Source organism: Synechococcus sp. N19 (assembly GCF_900474045.1).
In the GTDB taxonomy this organism is placed as follows: domain Bacteria; phylum Cyanobacteriota; class Cyanobacteriia; order PCC-6307; family Cyanobiaceae; genus Parasynechococcus.
The window spans coordinates 75,963-94,175 of the sequence record NZ_UCNR01000008.1; the positions used below are offsets into that span (position 1 = coordinate 75,963).

Annotated in this window: 21 protein-coding genes, 1 tRNA gene and 1 pseudogene; 7 read left to right on the forward strand and 16 right to left on the reverse strand. The window is 62.5% G+C overall.

Going from position 1 to position 18,213, the window contains the following annotated elements; all coding sequences use genetic code 11:
• Positions 1-42: 42 nt before the first annotated feature.
• The gene (locus DXY02_RS04675; RefSeq protein WP_114988256.1) at positions 43-219 is read left to right on the forward strand and encodes a hypothetical protein; all 177 of its coding nucleotides are present in this window, start codon (positions 43-45) and stop codon (positions 217-219) included.
• 9 nt (positions 220-228) lie between these two features.
• Here DXY02_RS04675 and fabG read toward each other — a convergent pair whose 3' ends face one another.
• From fabG to DXY02_RS04690, 3 genes are read right to left on the reverse strand one after another with little or no spacing between them, the layout of a single operon-like run.
• Positions 229-981, reverse strand: a complete 753-nt coding sequence (gene fabG, locus DXY02_RS04680) for a 3-oxoacyl-[acyl-carrier-protein] reductase (protein WP_114988294.1) — start codon at positions 979-981, stop codon at positions 229-231.
• Positions 982-1,028: 47 nt separating this feature from the next.
• The gene (locus DXY02_RS04685) at positions 1,029-2,084 is read right to left on the reverse strand and encodes a TrkA family potassium uptake protein (RefSeq protein WP_114988257.1); all 1,056 of its coding nucleotides are present in this window, start codon (positions 2,082-2,084) and stop codon (positions 1,029-1,031) included.
• Between the two features lie 11 nt (positions 2,085-2,095).
• Positions 2,096-2,929 carry a glycosyltransferase family 9 protein gene (locus DXY02_RS04690; RefSeq protein WP_114988258.1) on the reverse strand — a complete coding sequence of 278 codons (834 nt, stop codon included), beginning with the start codon at positions 2,927-2,929 and terminating at the stop codon, positions 2,096-2,098.
• A 72-nt stretch (positions 2,930-3,001) separates the two neighbouring features.
• On the opposite strand from DXY02_RS04690, the gene ispD reads away from it, so the two are divergent.
• A complete protein-coding gene (gene ispD / locus DXY02_RS04695) occupies positions 3,002-3,682 on the forward strand; it encodes a 2-C-methyl-D-erythritol 4-phosphate cytidylyltransferase (protein ID WP_114988295.1) in 681 nt (226 codons plus the stop codon).
• Here ispD and DXY02_RS04700 read toward each other — a convergent pair.
• Both DXY02_RS04700 and DXY02_RS04705 read right to left on the reverse strand, forming a co-directional pair.
• On the reverse strand, positions 3,666-4,550 hold the full coding sequence (locus DXY02_RS04700) for an LD-carboxypeptidase (protein ID WP_114988296.1): 885 nt from the start codon (positions 4,548-4,550) through the stop codon (positions 3,666-3,668). The two genes, ispD and DXY02_RS04700, sit on opposite strands and share 17 nt — an antisense overlap.
• Positions 4,550-5,443, reverse strand: coding sequence for a 4-hydroxybenzoate polyprenyltransferase (locus DXY02_RS04705; protein WP_114988297.1), 894 nt, complete (start codon positions 5,441-5,443; stop codon positions 4,550-4,552). The genes DXY02_RS04700 and DXY02_RS04705 overlap by 1 nt, the downstream gene beginning before the upstream one ends.
• 87 nt (positions 5,444-5,530) lie before the next feature.
• Between DXY02_RS04705 and DXY02_RS04710 the strand changes: the two genes are divergently transcribed.
• Positions 5,531-7,168, forward strand: coding sequence for a Ppx/GppA phosphatase family protein (locus DXY02_RS04710; protein WP_114988298.1), 1,638 nt, complete (start codon positions 5,531-5,533; stop codon positions 7,166-7,168).
• Here DXY02_RS04710 and DXY02_RS04715 read toward each other — a convergent pair.
• The 6 genes from DXY02_RS04715 to petC all read right to left on the reverse strand — a co-directional run bounded on the left by DXY02_RS04715 (position 7,152) and on the right by petC (position 11,269).
• Positions 7,152-7,928, reverse strand: a complete 777-nt coding sequence (locus DXY02_RS04715; protein ID WP_114988259.1) for a RodZ family helix-turn-helix domain-containing protein — start codon at positions 7,926-7,928, stop codon at positions 7,152-7,154. The two genes, DXY02_RS04710 and DXY02_RS04715, sit on opposite strands and share 17 nt — an antisense overlap.
• Positions 7,929-8,018: 90 nt before the next feature.
• A tRNA-Val gene (locus tag DXY02_RS04720) sits at positions 8,019-8,090 on the reverse strand.
• Positions 8,091-8,115: 25 nt separating this feature from the next.
• On the reverse strand, positions 8,116-8,877 hold the full coding sequence (cobM, locus tag DXY02_RS04725) for a precorrin-4 C(11)-methyltransferase (protein ID WP_114988260.1): 762 nt from the start codon (positions 8,875-8,877) through the stop codon (positions 8,116-8,118).
• Positions 8,874-9,752 carry a prolipoprotein diacylglyceryl transferase gene (lgt, locus tag DXY02_RS04730; RefSeq protein ID WP_114988261.1) on the reverse strand — a complete coding sequence of 293 codons (879 nt, stop codon included), beginning with the start codon at positions 9,750-9,752 and terminating at the stop codon, positions 8,874-8,876. The genes cobM and lgt overlap by 4 nt, the downstream gene beginning before the upstream one ends.
• A gap of 5 nt (positions 9,753-9,757) precedes the next feature.
• The gene (gene petA, locus DXY02_RS04735; RefSeq protein ID WP_114988262.1) at positions 9,758-10,693 is read right to left on the reverse strand and encodes a cytochrome f; all 936 of its coding nucleotides are present in this window, start codon (positions 10,691-10,693) and stop codon (positions 9,758-9,760) included.
• Between the two features lie 39 nt (positions 10,694-10,732).
• Entirely contained in the window at positions 10,733-11,269 is a 537-nt protein-coding gene (petC, locus tag DXY02_RS04740) for a cytochrome b6-f complex iron-sulfur subunit (RefSeq protein ID WP_006850760.1), read from the reverse strand.
• 47 nt (positions 11,270-11,316) lie between these two features.
• Between petC and DXY02_RS04745 the strand changes: the two genes are divergently transcribed.
• Entirely contained in the window at positions 11,317-11,733 is a 417-nt protein-coding gene (locus DXY02_RS04745) for a DUF3067 family protein (protein WP_114988263.1), read from the forward strand.
• Here DXY02_RS04745 and tatC read toward each other — a convergent pair.
• The gene (tatC, locus tag DXY02_RS04750) at positions 11,714-12,418 is read right to left on the reverse strand and encodes a twin-arginine translocase subunit TatC (protein WP_170950543.1); all 705 of its coding nucleotides are present in this window, start codon (positions 12,416-12,418) and stop codon (positions 11,714-11,716) included. The genes DXY02_RS04745 and tatC overlap by 20 nt on opposite strands.
• A gap of 125 nt (positions 12,419-12,543) precedes the next feature.
• Complete coding sequence (locus DXY02_RS04755; RefSeq protein ID WP_244276149.1) at positions 12,544-14,271, reverse strand: NFACT family protein; 1,728 nt, start codon at positions 14,269-14,271, stop codon at positions 12,544-12,546.
• A 38-nt stretch (positions 14,272-14,309) separates the two neighbouring features.
• On the opposite strand from DXY02_RS04755, the gene gmk reads away from it, so the two are divergent.
• Entirely contained in the window at positions 14,310-14,867 is a 558-nt protein-coding gene (gene gmk, locus DXY02_RS04760; protein ID WP_114988264.1) for a guanylate kinase, read from the forward strand.
• A 114-nt stretch (positions 14,868-14,981) separates the two neighbouring features.
• On the opposite strand, the gene psaJ is transcribed toward gmk, so the two are convergent.
• Both psaJ and DXY02_RS04770 read right to left on the reverse strand, forming a co-directional pair.
• Positions 14,982-15,098 (reverse strand): photosystem I reaction center subunit IX, encoded by a 117-nt coding sequence (psaJ, locus tag DXY02_RS04765; protein ID WP_006850741.1) that lies wholly within the window; start codon positions 15,096-15,098, stop codon positions 14,982-14,984.
• Positions 15,099-15,130: 32 nt separating this feature from the next.
• Positions 15,131-15,607: a Photosystem I reaction center subunit III gene (locus DXY02_RS04770; protein WP_114988265.1), complete on the reverse strand. Its 477-nt coding sequence runs from the start codon at positions 15,605-15,607 to the stop codon at positions 15,131-15,133.
• 77 nt (positions 15,608-15,684) lie between these two features.
• Here DXY02_RS04770 and tsaD point away from each other — a divergent pair, with 77 nt between their 5' ends.
• Both tsaD and DXY02_RS04780 read left to right on the forward strand, forming a co-directional pair.
• Positions 15,685-16,758: a tRNA (adenosine(37)-N6)-threonylcarbamoyltransferase complex transferase subunit TsaD gene (tsaD, locus tag DXY02_RS04775; RefSeq protein ID WP_114988266.1), complete on the forward strand. Its 1,074-nt coding sequence runs from the start codon at positions 15,685-15,687 to the stop codon at positions 16,756-16,758.
• A 42-nt stretch (positions 16,759-16,800) separates the two neighbouring features.
• Complete coding sequence (locus DXY02_RS04780; RefSeq protein ID WP_114988300.1) at positions 16,801-16,977, forward strand: chlorophyll a/b-binding protein; 177 nt, start codon at positions 16,801-16,803, stop codon at positions 16,975-16,977.
• On the opposite strand, the pseudogene DXY02_RS04785 reads toward DXY02_RS04780, so the two are convergent.
• A pseudogene (locus tag DXY02_RS04785) lies at positions 16,978-18,147 on the reverse strand (type IV pilus twitching motility protein PilT).
• Positions 18,148-18,213 lie beyond the last annotated feature (66 nt).

Sequence of the window (18,213 nt, forward strand, 5' to 3'; positions counted from 1 at the left end):
TGCCCGTATGCCGCTGTCAAATGAACTGATTAGGGTCCGGTCATGGCTGAATCCGGAGCGCTGTTTTTTGTTCTGATGGCGGGGCTGGCCGGTTCAATGGCCCTGGTTTACGTGCCCTTGCGCATCTTTCTCACCGCCACCGCCCGCAGCCGTCGGTTACGCCTGCTCCAGCGCATCCGCCGCCTGCGGGATGAGTTGGCCCAACCCCTTGATTCCTGATCCTGAGGGTCAGGCCATCACCATGCCGCCATCCACCTGCAGCACCTGGCCTGTGATGTAGGCCGCGGCCGGGTCGGCGGCAAGGAAGCGCACGGCACCGGCCACCTGCTCCTGGGTGCCAAAGGTTCCCAGGGGGATGTCTTTAAGGATGGCCTCCGCATCGAGGTCCTTGGTCATGTCTGTGGCAATGAAACCCGGAGCCACGGCGTTCACGGTGATGCCACGACTGGCGAGCTCTTTGGCGGTGCTGCGGGTGAGACCGATGACGCCCGCTTTGGCGGCGGCGTAGTTGGCTTGTCCTGCGTTGCCCATCAGCCCCACAACGGAGGTGATGTTGATGATCCGACCACTCTTCTGTTTGAGCATCGGGCGTGCCACGGCTCGCGTGCAGAGGAACACTCCACTGAGGTTGAGGTCGATCACCGATTGCCAATCGTCGGTTTTCATCCGCATCAGCAGGCCGTCCCGCGTGATGCCGGCGTTGTTCACCAACACATCCAATCGGCCGCTGCGCTCCAGCACCGTCTTGATCAGGCCATCCACCTCGGCCTCAACCGACACGTTGGCTTGCAGGGCATAGGCCTTGCCCCCTGCTGTGGTGATGGCAGCGACAACTTCATCGGCTGCGGCGGCGGAACTGGAGTAGTTCACAACCACCTCTGCACCGGCTTCGCCCAGGGCCAGGGCAATGGCCCGGCCGATGCCGCGACCTCCTCCCGTCACCAGGGCGGTCTGTCCGGCAAGAGAAGCGCTGGGAGACATGGAGGCACCGTTGATCGGAGGATCGTACGGAGCCGTCGTCATCCAGCTCAACCCGGCATGGTTTCAATCGTGTCGACGGCCTCCCCAAGCAACGACTGAAAGGTGGCGAGCTGGGTTTTGCTTCCCAGCACGATCAGGAGTTGCCCCGGTGCCATCTGGGTGTCGCCGCCTGGATTGGCGATCAGCTTTCCGTTTTCCCGGATTGCCAGCACCATGGCCCCGCTGCGACGGCCCAGCTCCAGCTCCGCCAGGCTCCTCCCGCGGATCTCCATCAGGTGCCGAGAGTCGTGACTCAGCTGGAATTCCTCGATTTCATAGTCGGAGCCCGCCAACAGCTCCATGAAGTTGAGGGCCAGCGGTCGCAGCGCCGAAGCGGCCATCACCCTGCCACCAGCCACATAGGGACTGACCACCACAGTGGCGCCCGCCAGCCGCAGCTTTGAGGCGGCCTCATCGCTGTTGGCGCGAGCAATCAACCGGCAATCCGGTCGTAGGTCCTTGGCGCTGAGGATCACGTAAAGATTGGAGGCATCGCTGGGTAGGGCTGCCACGAGGCTGCAGCAGCGTTCCAGACCTGCGTCCAGCAGGGTTTCATCGAGGGTTGCATCGGCCTGAAGCACCCAGAGGCCATTCTCGTCTGCCACGGCCTTTCGCTCTGGATCGGTTTCGATCACCACGAGGGGCACCGCGTCCCGTTGCAGTTGGGCTGCAATCTCCTGTCCGATCCGGCCGTAGCCGCAAAGAATCACGTGGTCGTGAAGGCCTTCCAGCATGCGGAGAAAGCGGAACTCCCGCAGTCTGCGGAAATATCCCGACTCCTTCAGCCCGAGAACGCGTTGGATGGCCAGTTGCACAACCACCAAGCCACCCACCACGATCAAGACGGTGACCAGGCGGCCTGGAGGTGAAAGCGGAGCGACTTCGCCAAAACCGATGGTGCTGATGGTGATCAGCACCATCCAGAGGCAATCGCCCCAGTCCCATCCCTCCGTGATCCGATAACCGAGGGCACCCGCGAAGATCACAGCACTGAGGGCACTGATGGGCCCCCGCCATGGAGCCGTGATCAGCTTCAGCTGTCCCCTTGCACGGCGACGCCTCATCGGACGTCTCCTCAGAAACCGAGGGCCGTCAGCACATCACTGCTCTGCAGCGTGGCGAGCTCCTGCGGGCGGCTGAGGCAGCGGATCTCCTGGCGCTCGGGAAGGTCTGCGGCCTCGGCTCCAAGGGCAACCAGGGGGGTTACGCAATAGGTCGCCAGGCGCTGGGACACCGGGCAGCTGCTGAGCAAGACATCGGCACTGGCCACCAAAGCCGCCCGTTTGGTCAGGCTGAGCTCGGCTGGCAGCACCATGCTGCGCAGCGCCGGTAGGCGGCTTTTGATCGTCTCAGGCAGCTGGTGCCATTCCGCTGCAGGCCAGTCATTCCTCTGGCCGGATGGCGACAGCAGCAGCAGGGGGCCGTCACCGCTGGGCAGTGCTTCACGGGCTTCCTCAAGAGCCTCTGCCGCCAGGGGCAGGCGGAACTGATCGGCCTTGAGATCAAGGCCCAGGGCTTGAAGAAAGGGGTTGAGACGCTGTGCCGTCCAGCCTGCACCGACGCTGACCTGGTCGGTGCAGGCAAATCCCTCAACCGCCAACCGTTTGGGGATATGGCTCATCGACAGCATCAGGTTCACCTGCTGCCCTTCGGCGAAGTTGATGCAGATCTGAAAGTCGGGTTCGCGCACACAACCGAGCAGGTTGGCCCAGTCCGCAAGGGTGGGGTTGGCCTCGAAGCTGAACGGCAACAGCTTTTCCAGGCACGGCAGAAGCTTCCATGGAGCTGCCTGCTGGGGGGCACAGGCCACCTGCAGGCTGGCGTTGAGCTTCTGGCAGATGTCGGCCAGAGCCGGTAGACGGTCCAGCTGGTCTTCGAGCGAACCCGGGCTCAGGGCAAGAACTCGCATGCAGCGCCGCCATCCATGGTGCGAGCTGATTGTATGGAGGTCGTTTACGCCTGTCTGGGGCAGGAGTCGATTGTGCATCTGTTGATTGCTGCGGCGGGAAGCGGTCGGCGCATGGGTGCGGATCGCAACAAGCTGCTGCTGCCGTTGGCCGGGCGCCCCGTCATTGCCTGGACCCTGGAGGCGGCCCTGCGTTCCGAGCGGATCGAATGGATCGGGATCGTCGGCCAGGAGGTCGATCGAGAGGCCATCCTTGCGGTGCTGGACAAACCCAGCAAGCCGGTGCACTGGATCCAGGGCGGCAGCACGCGGCAGGAGTCGGTGCTTTGTGGTCTGGCGGGGTTGCCGGAGCAGGCTCGGCACGTCTTGATTCATGACGGCGCCCGCTGTTTGGCTGAACCGGAGTTGTTTGATCGCTGTGCAGCTGTGGTGGAGGCCGGCACGGCGCTGATTGCTGCAACGCCGGTGAGCGACACGATCAAGCGCGTGGGATCTGATGGTGTGATTTGTGAGACGCCGGATCGATCGGAGCTTTGGGCTGCGCAGACGCCGCAGGGCTTTGCCGTTGATCAGCTGCGTCGCGGCCACGCTGAGGCGGTGGCCCAGGGCTGGACGGTCACCGACGATGCGTCGTTGTACGAGCGTCTGGGGTGGCCTGTGCAGGTCTTGGATGCCGGCCCCGCGAACATCAAGGTCACCACGCCGTTTGACCTCACCGTGGCGGAGGCCGTGCTCGCCCTCAGGTCAGCAGGCTGAGCCGGCCGTTTTCGCCGTCCAGGCGTGCCATCGCCCCCATGGGCAGGGCGGCGTTTCCGGATCGGTGACCAACGGGCAGGTCCATCACTCTGGGAATGCCGAGATCAGCCGTGCGTTCCTCAAGAACCTGCTCAAGGTTGAAGCTTTCGGAGGCGTCTCTGGTTTCTTCGGAGCACCCTTCGAACTTGCCAAATGCCAGACCCGCCAGGCCCTGCAAGCTGCCACTCAGCCTCCACTGGGTCAGCATCCGATCAATTCGGTAAGGCGCTTCACCCACGTCCTCCAGCACCAGAACGGCTCCCTTGAGGGGGGGCACGAAACGGCTTCCCAACAGGTGGGTGGCCACGGTCAGATTGGCCACGAGCAGGGGACCACTCCCCACACCGCCGCCGCCACCCCGACCTTGCAGGTCAGGAACGGTGTTGCCGAAGAGCAGGTTGCGCAAGCGGTCTCGGCTCCATTGCGGTTCCTCCGCAAGTGTTGTGAGCAAGGGGCCATGGATGCCCCCCGCAAACCCTGCTGCCTGGCGGGCCCAGAGCAGAGCTGTCACGTCGGAAAAGCCCAACAGCCAGCCGCTCTGCCAGCGGATGGGCTGCTCCAGCAGCCGAGCAGCCCCCCATCCACCGCGGGCACAGGCGAGCAGCGCTGCCGGTTCTGCTGGATGCAGATCGGCATGGCGCGTGTCATCGCGCCCTGCGAAGTAGCCCCAACGTCGGCTGGCCAAGGTCTGGGGTTGAACATCGAGGCCCCAGCTCTGCAGGACCGCAATGCCCTCCTGCAGCTTGATGTCGTCCTGCAGGGCTGAACTGGCGGCCACACAGGTCACACGGTCTCCAGTGCGGAGCGGAGGAGCCGGGGTGATGTGCATCAGGCTCCCCATCCCCTGGCCAGAACCAGGCCGAGCCAGAGCAGCGTCCCTGCCTGCACCTGCTGGGCAAAGTGCTTCCCATAGGTGCCCATGGAGGCATCCTGTTTGTTCAAGGGGTTGCAGCTGAGTTGCATGAAGACGGCGGCAAGCAACCAGAGAGGCCAGAACGGTGCTGGGATCTGAGCCGACCATGCCGCTATGGCAAGGGTGATGGCTGTCACGAGGTAGCAGCCCCGAACCACAGGAACCACGCGGGATCCGAGGCTCAGGGCGCTGCTGCGCAAGCCGAGGCTGGCATCGTCACGTCGGTCGGCCATGGCATAGACCGTGTCGAAGCCGAAGGTCCAGACCACGGTTGCCAGCCAACTGCACACCAGGGCAGGACTCCCGCTCAAGGAGGCCGTTGCTGCGGCCCAGGGGATCAGCACCGCGAAGCCCCAGCACAGCGCCAAGACCGCCTGGGGGAAGGCGAACCACCGCTTTGCCGATGGATAGCCGAGGATCGGCAGTACGGCCGTGCAGGCCAAGGCGAGACAGAGCCCGAGGCTGGCAGCCGGCAGACTCAGCACAACAGCCAGGCTGAGGCCCAGCAAGATCAGCAGCAGAGCGAAGGCTGGCCCTCGCTGCAGCGCACCTCTGGCCAGAGGCCGATGTTGTGTGCGTTCCACCTGGCCGTCGAAGCGCTGGTCCCACAGGTCATTGGCGATGCAGCCTGCTCCGCTCACCGCCAGGCCCCCCAGAAGGATCTGCAGGATCAGCACAACACTGGGGGGAGCGCTTGGATTCAGCCAGAGGGCCCAGCCTGCTGGGATCAGCAGAATCAGCCGGCCGGTGGGTTTGTTCCAGCGGAGCAGTTCGATCCAGGGCTGAAGACGGGCAGAGCTGCTGATCACAATCAACGGGATTTGAAGAACCCTAGTCAGGGCCCGATGGCCTCGGCCGTCAGTGTCAGAGTGGATTTCATTGCCGCTCTGACGTTGATGCTGGATGCCAAGGCCCCAGCCCAGCCAACGGAACAGAACAACGACGCGTCGCAGGCAGTGAACGCTGATCAGCGTCGGATCGCCGCCATCGATATCGGGACCAATTCCTTTCATCTTCTGGTGGCAGCCGTTGATCCGAAGCTGCGCACGTTTCGGATCATCCAGGCCGAAAAGGCCACCACGCGTCTGGGGGAGCGTGATCCCGAGACCGGCGAGCTGACCGAGGCGGCGATGCAACGGGGGCTGGAAACCCTTCGACAGTTCAGAGATCTCGCCGCCAGTCACCGGGTTGAGCAGATCGTCACAGCGGCGACGAGTGCCGTTCGAGAAGCACCAAATGGTCGCGATTTCCTCCAGACCATTCTCGACGATCTGGGGATGGAGGTGGATTTGGTCAGCGGCCCCGAGGAGGCCCGGCTGATCTATCTGGGCGTCCTCTCAGGAATGCCGTTTGGAGACCGTCCGCATCTTCTGCTCGACATCGGCGGTGGCTCCACGGAACTGATCCTTGCCGATGGTCGTGATGCCCGCGCCCTGACCAGCACCCGTGTGGGGGCTGTGCGACTCCAGCGGGACTTTGTTCGGGATGATCCGATGCCCCCTCAACGGCGTTCGTTTCTGAAGGCCTTCATTCAGGGGTCGCTTGAACCTGCGGTCGACAAAGTGCGTCGCAGGATCAAACCCGGTGAAACCCCTGTTTTGGTGGCCACCAGCGGCACGGCGATGGCGATTGGCTCCCTTGCGGCGAGTGAAGAGGAGCGCCCCCCCCGCAAATTGCATGGGTACCGCGTCACCCGGCAGCGCCTGGACAACGTGGTTGATCGTCTGATCACGATGACCCCTGCGCAGCGACGGGAGTTGGCTCCTATCAATGATCGTCGGGCCGAAATCATCGTTCCCGGTGCGCTGATCCTGCAAACCACCATGAAGATGCTGGGTGTGGAGGAGTTCGTGCTCAGTGAGCGGGCGCTCAGGGAAGGTTTGATCGTTGATTGGATGCTTCGCCAGGGTCTTCTGGAAGACCGCTTCAGCTTTCAGAGCAGCATTCGGCAGCGCACTGTGCTCCATCAGGTGCAGCGCTTTGCGGTGAACCAGAGCAGGGCTGAACGGGTTGCCAGCCATGCTCTCAGCCTCTACGACGCCACGCGAGGCGTGATGCATGACGACAGTGGCGAAGGGCGTGAACTGCTTTGGGCTGCCGCGATGCTCCATACCTGTGGCCAGCACATCAACATCAGCGCTTACCACAAGCACACCTGGTACTTGATTCGTCATGGTGAGCTGCTGGGCTATTCCGAGGCGGAGCACTTGATGGTCGCGGCTATTGCCCGCTATCACCGCCGCAGCCTGCCGAAGAAACGCCATGAGTCCTGGCAGCTTGTGGCCACCCGAGACAACCGTCGTTGTGTTCATCAGATGGCCCTGCTGCTGCGCTTGGCTGCGGCTCTGGATCGCAGGCCTGAGCCGGTGATCTCAGCACTCCGCATTCATGCGGTGAAGGGAAGTCTGGATCTGGAGATCGTCCCTGAGCGGGTCAACCAGAACGTCAGCCTTGAACAGTGGAGCTTGGAAGGCTGCGCTGAGGTGGTGAAGGAGGCGGTTGGCGTGAATCTGCGCGTCAGGGTGCAGGGCTGAGCGGGATCCAGCGGATGTCATCCACAGCGCCAAGGGTGCGTGTCTCGGCGTCGGGAGAACTCAGCTGCACCAGATCAGGCCGGCCGGCGTAGATCTCCACCAGGTCGGGATTGTTAATCCTGCGCTCACCGTTCAGCAGCCCTTCGAATTCCACAATTCCCTCACGCCGTAGGGCGATCCAGCTGGGTTCGCTGCTGCTGATCGTCAGGCCCAGGTCTCCGGTTGGTGGCGCTGGAACGATGAGGGCATCGCGCTCATCTGCAACCTTGGTCACCTCCAGATCGGTTTCGCTTGGCTCAAGGGTTGGATTGGCAGGCTTCAACCCCTGGGCGAAGCGCGTCAACTCGGAGGCGTTGTTCCACACAACAAAGCCAAGGCAAGCAAGCCCGGCGAGGGCCACGAGGGGAAGCGGATTGAATGTTCTCCGGTTCTGAGGAGCGCTGCCCCGCGGTGTTGCACCGGGAGTCGCCCGTTTGGGCGCTCTGGTGGTGAGGGGGCCGAGGGTTTGAACCATGGCGTCCGCATCCAAACCCAGATGCGAACTGATCCGGCGCACCATGGCCTTGATGAACACGGGTTCAGGCAATTCGGTTTGATCGCCCCGTTCCAGTGCTGCCAGTTGCTCCTCGCCCATGTGCAGCTGGCTGGCGAGCTGGTTCTGGCTCAGGCCCGCAGCAGCCCGCGCCTCGGCCAACTGTCGCCCTGCTTCAACCAGACCCGTGGCTTTGACTTGGTCGTCCGCAAGACTCCGCTCGTTCATCAATGGGTCGATCGACCTCGTTCAAAGCTGAACTTAGGCCGATCCAACAGTGCAGTCAGCGCCAAAGGGATTAAATCCCACCAAAAAATATGGGCGATACTGGATTCGAACCAGTGACCCCTTCCGTGTGAAGGAAGTGCGCTACCACTGTGCTAATCGCCCGCACAAATTGATCTTAAACCACCGCCTATTGGGGTTTTGGACGGAACAGGTGGTCGTGGTCAGGCGAGTAAAGCCGTGAGCGCTGGGGACCACCGGCAAGGGCCGGACTCACTACATAAAGCGTTGTGCGAATCAGATTGCGTTCCCTACTCACCGCAGCCATCTCCCTGAGAGGGACAACGGTGAGCATCTGATCAGGCCAGCTCACCCGATGTCCGATGGCCACGGGCGTGTCGGCGGGGTAGTGCTCCAGAAGGGTGGTTTGCACCTCTTCAACGTGTCGTGCACTCAGATAGATGCAAAGGCTGGCGCGCAGGGCGGCCAGCCGATCCAGCTGTTCCCGTTCCGGCACGCCGGTGCGACCCCCAGCGCGACTGAGAACAATGGTTTGCACCACGCCTGGGAGGGTGAGTTCGCTGGCGAGTCCGGCGGCTGCCGCTTGGTAGGCGCTGATCCCGGGAATCACTTCCACAGGGATGTCGGCGTCACTTAGGGCGCAGATCTGTTCATTGATGGCGCTGTAGAGCGCCGTGTCTCCATCGTGGAGCCGCACCACCCGTTTGCCCTGGCGCTGCCGCTCGATGAGCAGCGGGATCAGCTCTTCGAGCGTGGTCGTGCTGGTGCGGATGCGTTCGCAATCCGCCGGCGCCAGATCGGCGATGGCTGGACAGACCAGGGAATCCGTCCAGATCAGCACGTCGGCTTTGTTCAAACGGTCAGCCGCGCGAAGAGTGAGCAGGTCTGGAGCACCGGGGCCTGCGCCGACGAAACTGACAACGTGACTCAACTGCGTTGGCCTGATGGATCAGGCAGGGGTCGCTTCCGTTGATATAGCCACCAAAGCCCCAGTACGCCGAGTGCAACCAGGGTGCAACTCATCAATTGGGCGATCCGGATTCCCCCGTCGCAAGCCGGTGGAAGCGAACCGATGCAGAGAGGATCAATGCGCAGACCTTCGATCCAGACACGGCCAAGGCTGTAGCCCACCAAATACACACAACTCATGGCGCCCGATGGGAGCATCCCAGGAGCTTTGAGTCCGCGGCGAAAGAGCAGCATCAACAGTCCGAAGAGCAGCAGGTTCCAGATCGATTCGTAGAGGAACGTCGGGTGGAAAAATTCCGACGTGCTGTACATCACAGGGCGGCTCTGCGCCGGGATGAACAGCTTCCACGGCAGGTCAGTTGGAACCCCGAAGGCCTCGGAATTGAAGAAATTCCCCCAGCGACCGATGGCCTGTCCCAAGGCCACGGAGGGAACCAACGCATCCAGCACATCCCAGAAGGGTTGCCGGCGCCAGCGGCAGAACAGGATCAGCGTGATTGTTCCCGCCAGCAAAGCACCGTGGATGGCGATCCCTCCTTCCCAGATGGCCAGGGCCTTGAGCGGGTTGGAGGCGTAGTTGTGCCACTCGAAGGCCACGTAGTAAATCCGTGCTCCGATCACGGCAAACAGCACGAGCACGGGCAGCAGATCGCTGACCAGGTTGTTCTCCAGCTGTCGAAGCTTGGCCAGTCGGCTGGAGAGGTTCAGTCCAATCAAGACGGCTGTTGCAATCAGCAGCCCGTACCAACGCAGCGGAAGGAACCAGTTTTGGGTGTGAGGCAAAAATTCCCCTGGCGACTGGAAGGTCGCCAGGGGAAACAGGGCTTCAACAGCCATAGCGATCAGAAGTTGCCTTCAGCAGCCTGAACCTTTTCGATCTGCTTCTTCTTCAGCACCAGCATGATCTGAGCCAGAGCCACCGCCGCGAAGAAGGCGAGCAGGCCGTAGATCCGAACGGGGTTCTGCAGAACAATCTCTGCGTCCACCTGGCCGAAGCCGCCCACGTTGGGGTCGTTGGTCAGGGCAGCACCGGCTTCAATGCTGTCACCAACGCTGACCAGAACTTCAGGACCAACCGGAATGGTCTCGCTCACGCTGCTGCCGTCAGCAGCCTTGATGCTGACCACGCTGGCGCCGTTGTCGCCGGGTTCGATGGAGGCAATGCTGCCGCTGGCAGGAGCCGTGTAGACGGTGTTGTTGCTCTTCTCACCGGTGGGATACACCTGGCCACGGCCACGGTTGCCACCCACGTGGATTTGGTACTTGCCGAAGTGGATGTTGCTGTCGGTGGCCGGATCAGGGGACAGCACAGGGAAGACGACCTCTTGGTGCTCATCACCAGGAATCGGTCCCACAAGCAGGATGTTGGGCTGGTCGTCGCTGTACTGGGTGAAGTAGACGCCTTCTGTTTCTTCCTTGATCTCGTCGGTCCAGCGGTCCTGAGGAGCCAGGGTGAAGCCATCAGGAAGCATCACAACAGCGCCCACCTGCAGACCCACATCGCTGCCGTCGGCACCGATCTCCTGCAGACCCTTTTCATAAGGAACCTTGACGCTAGCGGTGAAGACGCTGTCGGGGAGGACCGATTGAGGAACTTCAGCCTGGGTCAGCTTTTTGGCCAGGTGGCAGTTGGCGCAAACAATCTTGCCGGTGGCTTCCCTGGGGCTGTCGTAGTTCTGTTGGGCCCAGAAGGGATATGCCCAGCTGGCAGCCGGAGCGATCAGCAGAGCCAGTCCGATGACCAGCGATCCAAGGAAAAGCGAGAGGTGACGACGCATGGGACGGTGAGGGGGATGCAGGCGTAGGGAAGGGAAAGATCAGGCCCACCAGGGCTTATCACCAGTTCGGAAGTCGGTCTCGGTCCACTGGCTCACGAACACGTTGTCGTTCTCCACGCTGACGTTCGCCAGGGCCAGGGAGAGAGGGGCAGGGCCACGGACCACTTTGCCGGTGGCGTCGTACTGACTGCCATGACAGGGGCACATGAACTTGTTGGCGCCGCTGTTCCAGGGAACAACGCAACCGAGGTGGGTGCAGATGGCGTTGATGCCGTAGCTGCCGATGGCGTCTTCGCCTTCAACGATCAAATAGGTGGGATCGCCTTTGAGGCCCTGCACCAGGCTGCGATCGCCCTCGGGATGGCTGGAGAGCCAGCCGCTGGCTGTGATCGGGTTGCCCAGCTCATCCTTGGCGCTGGTGCCACCGCCACTGCCTGCGGCCTTGGGGGGGATGAAGTAGTTCGCCACCGGGTAGAGGGCTCCCAGGGCCACACCGGTGACAGAGCCGAACGTCAGCAGATTCATGAACTGCCGACGACCCATTCCGGGCACATCGCTCGAGGAGAGTTGGGTCATGGCGGACGTTCATCCAGCTCAGAATGGCGTTCATTATGGATGCTTAAGTGCCTGTCAAGCTTTGCAACGACAGGCGTCTACCTACCCCTGCCGCTTCATCTTCTGTGCTTGAAATCGCCAAGCCCGTGCCCGAGCCGCCGCTCAGTGTTGACGAGGTGATGGCCTGCTTACGCCAGCGCTGGCGGGCGACTTACGACCTTCAGCTGGTGGTTCGACGCCGTCGTTTGTACCTCCAGGTGATGTGGGCCTATCTCGAGCAACAGTCGTTTCCGATGGACCTTGAGGCCTATCGGCAGCATCTCGGTGAGGTGCTGGATGTTGTGAATCGTCTTGGTTTGGCGGGTGAGGTGCGCCAATGGCTCGGTTCCACCCGTGACAAACCCCGTCTTGGTAAGGCGTTGAGTCTTCCGCTGGAGGCGGCAGGGCCGGAGGCGGAAACGCTGATCAAGGAGTTTCTGGTCTGAAGGATTCGGTCAGGGCCACCAGGCCGACGCCGATCAGAAACAGTGCCGTGATCGCTCCAGCCAGCAGCAGCATCGTGATCGGATCGGTGGATGGCGTCAGCACAGCTCCAGCCAGGGCTGAGCCCAGAACAACCCAGCGCCAGGCCCCAAGCATCGGCCGCCAGCGCACCAGCCCCAGGGCCCCGAGGAGCAGTTGCAGAACAGGGAGCTGAAACGCCAGCCCGGTGGCCAGCATCAGCAGCAGAACAAAATCCAAATAACGCTCGATCGACCAGAGCGGCTCCACCACATCGGCGCCGTAGCTCACCAGAAAACGAAGGGCGGCTGGTACCAGGGCCCACCAGGCAAAGGCCAGGCCCGCCATGAACAGAACCGCGGAGCCGGCGACGGCAGGGGCAATCAGGCGTCGTTCGCGGATCGTCAGGCCCGGCAGCACGAAGGCCAGGATCTGAAACAGCACATAGGGCAGGGCCAGGGTGAGGCCGGCGTAGCCGGCTACCTTCAGTGAGACGAATAAAAACTCGCCCGGTGCCAGTTGAAGGAAATGAATTCCGCTTGCTGGCGCTTCCAGCAGGCGCACCAGAGGTTTAACCCCCAGCAGGCAGGTCAGCGCTGCAACAACTACGGCCAGCAAGCTGCGCAGAACCCGTTGACGCAGTTCCTCAAGGTGATCCACCAGAGGCATCTCCACCTCATTGGGTAGATCGGCATCACCAGGTGCCCTCCCAATGCGAATGGGCGGTGGTGGCTGCAGAGCTGGGGGACCTTCGGGGCGCTCAGACACGGACGCAGGGCGGGCGGCGCAACAGGTCAGCCCGAATGTGGGCTCAGGCTAGGGGCAAGCAGCCGCTCTTCCGCGCCCTGGGGATCCCCCCAGCGGATTTCAGCTTGTCCATGGCGCACGGTGCCCGGGCCGGCACCGGGAATGCGCTGCAGCTGATCGGTGGGCACCATCACCACCGCCACCCGCGTGTTGCCCCGTGCGCGGCTGAAATAGGCCGCCAGATCCGTAGCCATCGCCAGGTCGGATTCCTCGGCCAGCCCGTTGGAGCTCTTCAACACCACGTGACTGCCTGGGCATTCCTGGGCGTGAAACCAGAGGTCACCACTGCGGGCCTGGCGCAGCGAGATCCAGTCGTTCTGGCGGTGGTTCCGCCCCACCTGCACCTTGAGACCTCCGGGAGTGTTCAGTTCCAGCGGCTTGGGCTGGTCCCGTTGACGCTGCTGTCGCGTGCTGCGACGGCGTTCCTTGGGCTGCAACAGCTCATCGAGTTCCTCCCGCAGATCATTCAGGGCGGCGAGGCGCGCCGGGCCGTCCTGCCAGGTGGCACCCAGTTGATCTTCGATGAAGGTTTCGCTCGCGCTGATCAGCTCAAGCCGTTGCTGATGGTGCTCCAGCCGCTGCTCAAGGATCGGGCGCGATCTCCGCAGTTTTTTGGCCCTGCGATAGAGCGACTGGGCTTCATCGATCTGGTCGCGGCTTGGGTTTCCGAGGCAGAGGAGAGCGTCCGCCTGGCGTTGAAGAGCCTCGTGCCCATCGGTGGCCTTCAGGCGCTGGTGTTGGTCCTGCTGAGCTGCCTGTTCTTTGCTGCGCCAACGCTCCAGGCGTTGACGCAGATCTTGGCTGACCCGTGCCAGGGCCCGTTGCTCTTGGGATTGCTGATGCAGGGATCCCAGGGTGAGCGCCAGAGCGGGCTGTGGCTGCACTTCACCCTGGGGAGCTCCCCAGACCCTGTAACGACCGTCGTTCTCCACCACCAGGGCGAACTGCTCACGCTCGAGCTGGTCCAACCAGAGGGACCAGCGTTCAAACAGGTGGCACCAGTGGCGTGCATCCAGGCTGTCCACCGGGGTGTTCAGATTGTCGCCGGCGAGCTGTAGAGCAAGGGCTGGGCTGATCCCCTGATAGGTCTGCTGCAGGGCCTTGCGCAGGGCGATCGGAACGAGAGAGAGCCGCTCCTTCCAGCGTTCAAAGCCCTCCGTTGGATCCGGTGCCAACCCCTGCAGCATCGGGGGTGGGCTGTAGGAATCACCGGTGGAGAGAGGGCGCACGCGGGACTGATGGTCCCGGACCTGTCGCCCCAGGGCAATGATCCGGCGCTGCTCATCCAGCAGCAGCAGGTTGCTGTGCCGTCCCATCAGCTCCAGCACGAGCACCCGCTGGATCGGTTCCCCAGGGCGTTGGGCAAACCGGAATTCCACCACCCGTTCAAAACCACTCTGGTGGAGCTCCACCAGAGCCAGCTGGCGGAGGCTGTGTTGCAACTGTTGGGCGAAGGTGCTGCCGCTGCCGCTGCGCGGGGGAGGGTTGACCTCCACCAGCCGAGGGGCCTCCGCTTGCCAGCTCAGTTCCAGCCACACCATCCCCTTGAGGCTGCGGCATCCCAGTTGAATCGTTGCCGGGTCCGGTTGTTGGGCCTTCTCGAAGCGGCTGGGCACCAGCTTTGGGCGCAGATCCCAGAGCACCGCGCGCAGCGTGGTGAGATCCATTGGCTGCAGGCTGGTGGAGGCGATCACCTGGAGCACCGGGTGGGGCATTGGGGCTTCCTACTCTGCTGACCCACGCAGACGCCGCGATGTCCACCAGTGGAAAGCTCACCTTGATCACCGGCCCCAGTGGAGTCGGCAAGGGAACGCTGGTGAACCAGCTGCTGGAACGGCACCCCCAGATCTGGCTGTCGGTTTCGGCCACCACACGTTCTCCGCGCCAGGGGGAGCAGAACGGCATCAACTACTTCTTCCACAGCCGTGCGGGGTTTGAGGGCTTGGTGGAGCAGGGAGGTTTTCTCGAGTGGGCGGAATTCGCGGGGAATTGCTACGGCACCCCCCGAGGTCCTGTGGAAGAACAGATGGCGGCGGGGCGCCCCGTGCTTCTGGAGATTGAGTTGGAAGGTGCCCGCCAGGTGCGTCGCAGTTTTCCGGACGGTTTTCAGATTTTTCTGGCTCCTCCCAGCTTTGAAGAATTGGAGCGCCGGATCCGTGGGCGCGGAACCGATGCGGAGGATGCCATTCAGCGCCGCTTGACTCGCGCTCGCGAGGAACTCGAGGCCCAACAGGAATTCGATGCTGTCGTGATCAATGACGATCTCGAATCAGCGTTAAACCAGGTGGAGACGCTGATGGGTCTGGGATAAAGCAGAGCTGCTTTTTGCAACGCTGATCGTCGCAACCCTCACTTTCGCAACGGGGGCAGGCACAAAAAAAGGGAACCCGAAGGTTCCCTTGCCCTTCTGAAAATCAACCCAGATTTACATTGGGTGGAAGAGAAGATCGGGGAAGAAGCGGTTCCACTCGATCAGGATTCCTGCGGTGGCGGTGAACCAAATGGCTGCAACCACTGGAGCTGCGGTCAGAAACTTGTTCATTGTTGAGAGAGCAATGGTTGAAGTCGTTTGAATCAGCGTGGTGAAACAGTCACCTTGCTGTCGTCTTCGAGCAGCTTGCCGCTGGTGAATTCACCGAAGGCAGCCAGGGGCCAGGTGGCAGCAGCCAGAAGGCTCTTGATGGCGATGCTGCGATCGATGAAGATTTCGTACTGGGCAGCATTCTTGCCGCGAGTTGCTTTCAGGTACTCACGACCGGCCCAGCCGATGCAGCCGGCGACGTACAGGAACATGATTCCGGGATACACAAAATCACCGGCGTGGCTCCAGCGGCCATCGACAATCAGGTGGGGAAGGCCATCCTCACCACAGGAGGCCTGGCTGTACATCTCGAAGCGAGCTTTGGCCTGAGGCGTGGTAGCAGCGGCAGCACGCTGCTGGAAGCGGGCGCTTTCTGAGCAGGGGGTGAGGCCAGCCACATCCGCCTTGGCGACGGGGGCGAAGCCGAACACCAGGAGTGCTGAAAGCACGACGGCGAAGAGACGACGCATCGGAACAATTCCTCTGAACGGTGCCCCGAAAGGGCAAGATGTCACAAGTCGGACAGTAGGGGAGGCGCATCGCTTCGATGCATGCAGTGCTTGCCCTCGAAACAAGTTGTGACGAGTCCGCTGCAGCGGTCCTGCGCCGTCACGCGGATGGGCGAATCGAGGTTCTGGCGTCGCGGATTGCATCTCAGGTTGAGGAGCATGCCCGTTGGGGTGGTGTTGTGCCCGAAATCGCTTCGCGCCGCCACGTCGAGGCCCTGCCGGGGCTGGTGGAGACCGTGGTTGACGAGGCGGGTGTCGCTCTGGGGCAGCTGGATGCCATCGCGGCCACGATCACTCCAGGTCTGGCCGGGGCTCTGATGGTGGCCTCGGTGACGGGTCGCACCCTTGCTGCGCTGCATCAGCGCCCCTTTCTCGGCGTTCATCACCTGGAGGGCCATCTGGCCTCGGTGATGCTTGGAGATGCCCCACCGCAGGCTCCCTATCTGGTGTTGCTTGTGAGCGGGGGCCACACGGAGCTGATCCTGGTGGCTGACGACGGCGGGATGACGCGGCTCGGTCGAAGCCACGACGATGCCGCTGGAGAAGCTTTCGACAAGGTGGCCCGCCTGCTTGGTCTGGGATACCCCGGAGGCCCTGCCATCCAGGCAGTAGCCGAAACGGGTGATGCAACGCGCTTTCGCCTGCCCAAGGGGCGGATTTCATTGCCGGGCGGCGGTTTTCATCCCTACGACTTTTCCTTCAGTGGTGTGAAGACCGCCATGCTCCGCACTGTGGAAACTTTGCGGCAAAACCCTGATCCGCTGCCTCTTGCCGACCTCGCCGCCAGTTTTGAACAGGTGGTGGCCGATGTTCTGGTGCAGCGCAGTCTTCGCTGTGCTGAGGACCACGGTGTTCAGCAACTGGTGATGGTTGGGGGCGTCGCAGCGAACCGTCGCTTGCGCCAGAGCATGCTCGAACAGGGGAAGCAGCGGGGCATAACGGTCTCCATCGCTCCGCTGGCCTTCTGCACCGACAACGCCGCCATGATCGGGGCTGCGGCCTTGCTGCGTCTGGGCCATAACCCTGCTTGCACGTCTCTTGAATCCGGCGTTGCAGCCCGCTGGCCCTTGGATCAGGCCAATGCGCTTTACACACCAGACCCACCCTTCTAGGTGAGCCTTTTAGGCTTGAAGGAACTCTTCGGTCTCTGCGTCGTGGACCAACCGGAAACCAGACCCGATGCTCCGGAGCCCGTGGAGGCTGATGAGCTGAACGCCTGGAAGCGTGGCTTCACTCCACAGGCCGAAATCTGGAACGGCCGTCTGGCGATGATCGGCCTCTCCGCAGGTATCGCTGTTGTTCTTTTGGTGCGTGTGTTCAGCGGTGGCTGATCAGCTTCGGCCCCGGAGGGCCTGAGCCAGCTCGTTGGGTTTGAGGCTGACGGCAACCGCTTGATCGCCGTCAATGCGACCCGCCTCCACCAGGGCCAGCAGCAATTGATTGGTGGTCACCATCCCATCGAATCTGCTGCGCTCCATGATGTCCTCCACCTCATCGAGCGCCCCCCGCTGGATGTAGTCCTTGCAGGCGTCGGTGTTGATCAGGATGTCGTGATAACCCGTCCGTTTTGCATCTGTCGTCTTGATCAATCCCTGGGCGACCACCCCAAGCAACGACTCGGATAACGAACGGCGCACACTCTCCTGCTCTTCAGGCGGATACATGCCGAGTACCCGTTCCACGGTCTTCACCGCTGAATTGGTGTGCAGCGTCCCGAACACCAGGTGGCCGGTCTGGGCCGCTTCCAGTGCCGTGGAAAGGGTTTCCTGATCCCGGATTTCGCCCACCAGAATCACATCGGGGTCTTCCCGCAGAGCAGCCCTCAGGGCGTTGTGGAATCTGAGGGTGTGCAACCCCACTTCCCGGTGCCGGATGAGGGACTTGCGGCTCTCGTGCACGAACTCGACGGGATCCTCGATCGTGAGGATGTGGCGTGCCTCGTTGCGGTTGATCCAGTCGATCATGGCCGCCAGGGTTGTGCTTTTGCCGGACCCTGTCGGTCCGGTCACCAGGATCAGTCCCTTCGGCCGGGCCGCGAGGCTCTCCAGCACGCTGGGGAGATGCAGCTACTCCATAGTGAGGATCGTCTGCGGAATCAGGCGCAGCACCATCGCCGGGCCCCGCAGTGAATCCATCAGGTTGATGCGCACGCGCACGAAGGGGAAGGCATGGGAGCCGTCAAATTCCTTGTCGCGGTTGAAGCCATCGATCTGCTGTGGCGTCAGGATTTCCTGGAGCCATCCCTGAAAGACCTCGGCGCGGGTGACCGGCAAATCCGTGCCCTGCATGTCTCCCCGGGCCCGGTAGCGCGGCACTTCCCCCACCCCCAGGTGGACATCGGAATGGCCGGCATCATTGGCGATTCGAACGATCTCCTCGAGGCTTAGAGAGCCATCTGCAGCGGATCGGGGCGCCGGGTTGTGAACCTCCCGAAGTCGTTCTGGGCTACGGGCGGCGGTTGGGCGCGGCGGGAGGCTGGGGGGGAAGACCGGCTGAGCCAAGTTGATGGCGAGGGATCTGTTTTCAGGATCGTCTCGATGCTGGCAACTGGCACGGATTTCTCACTG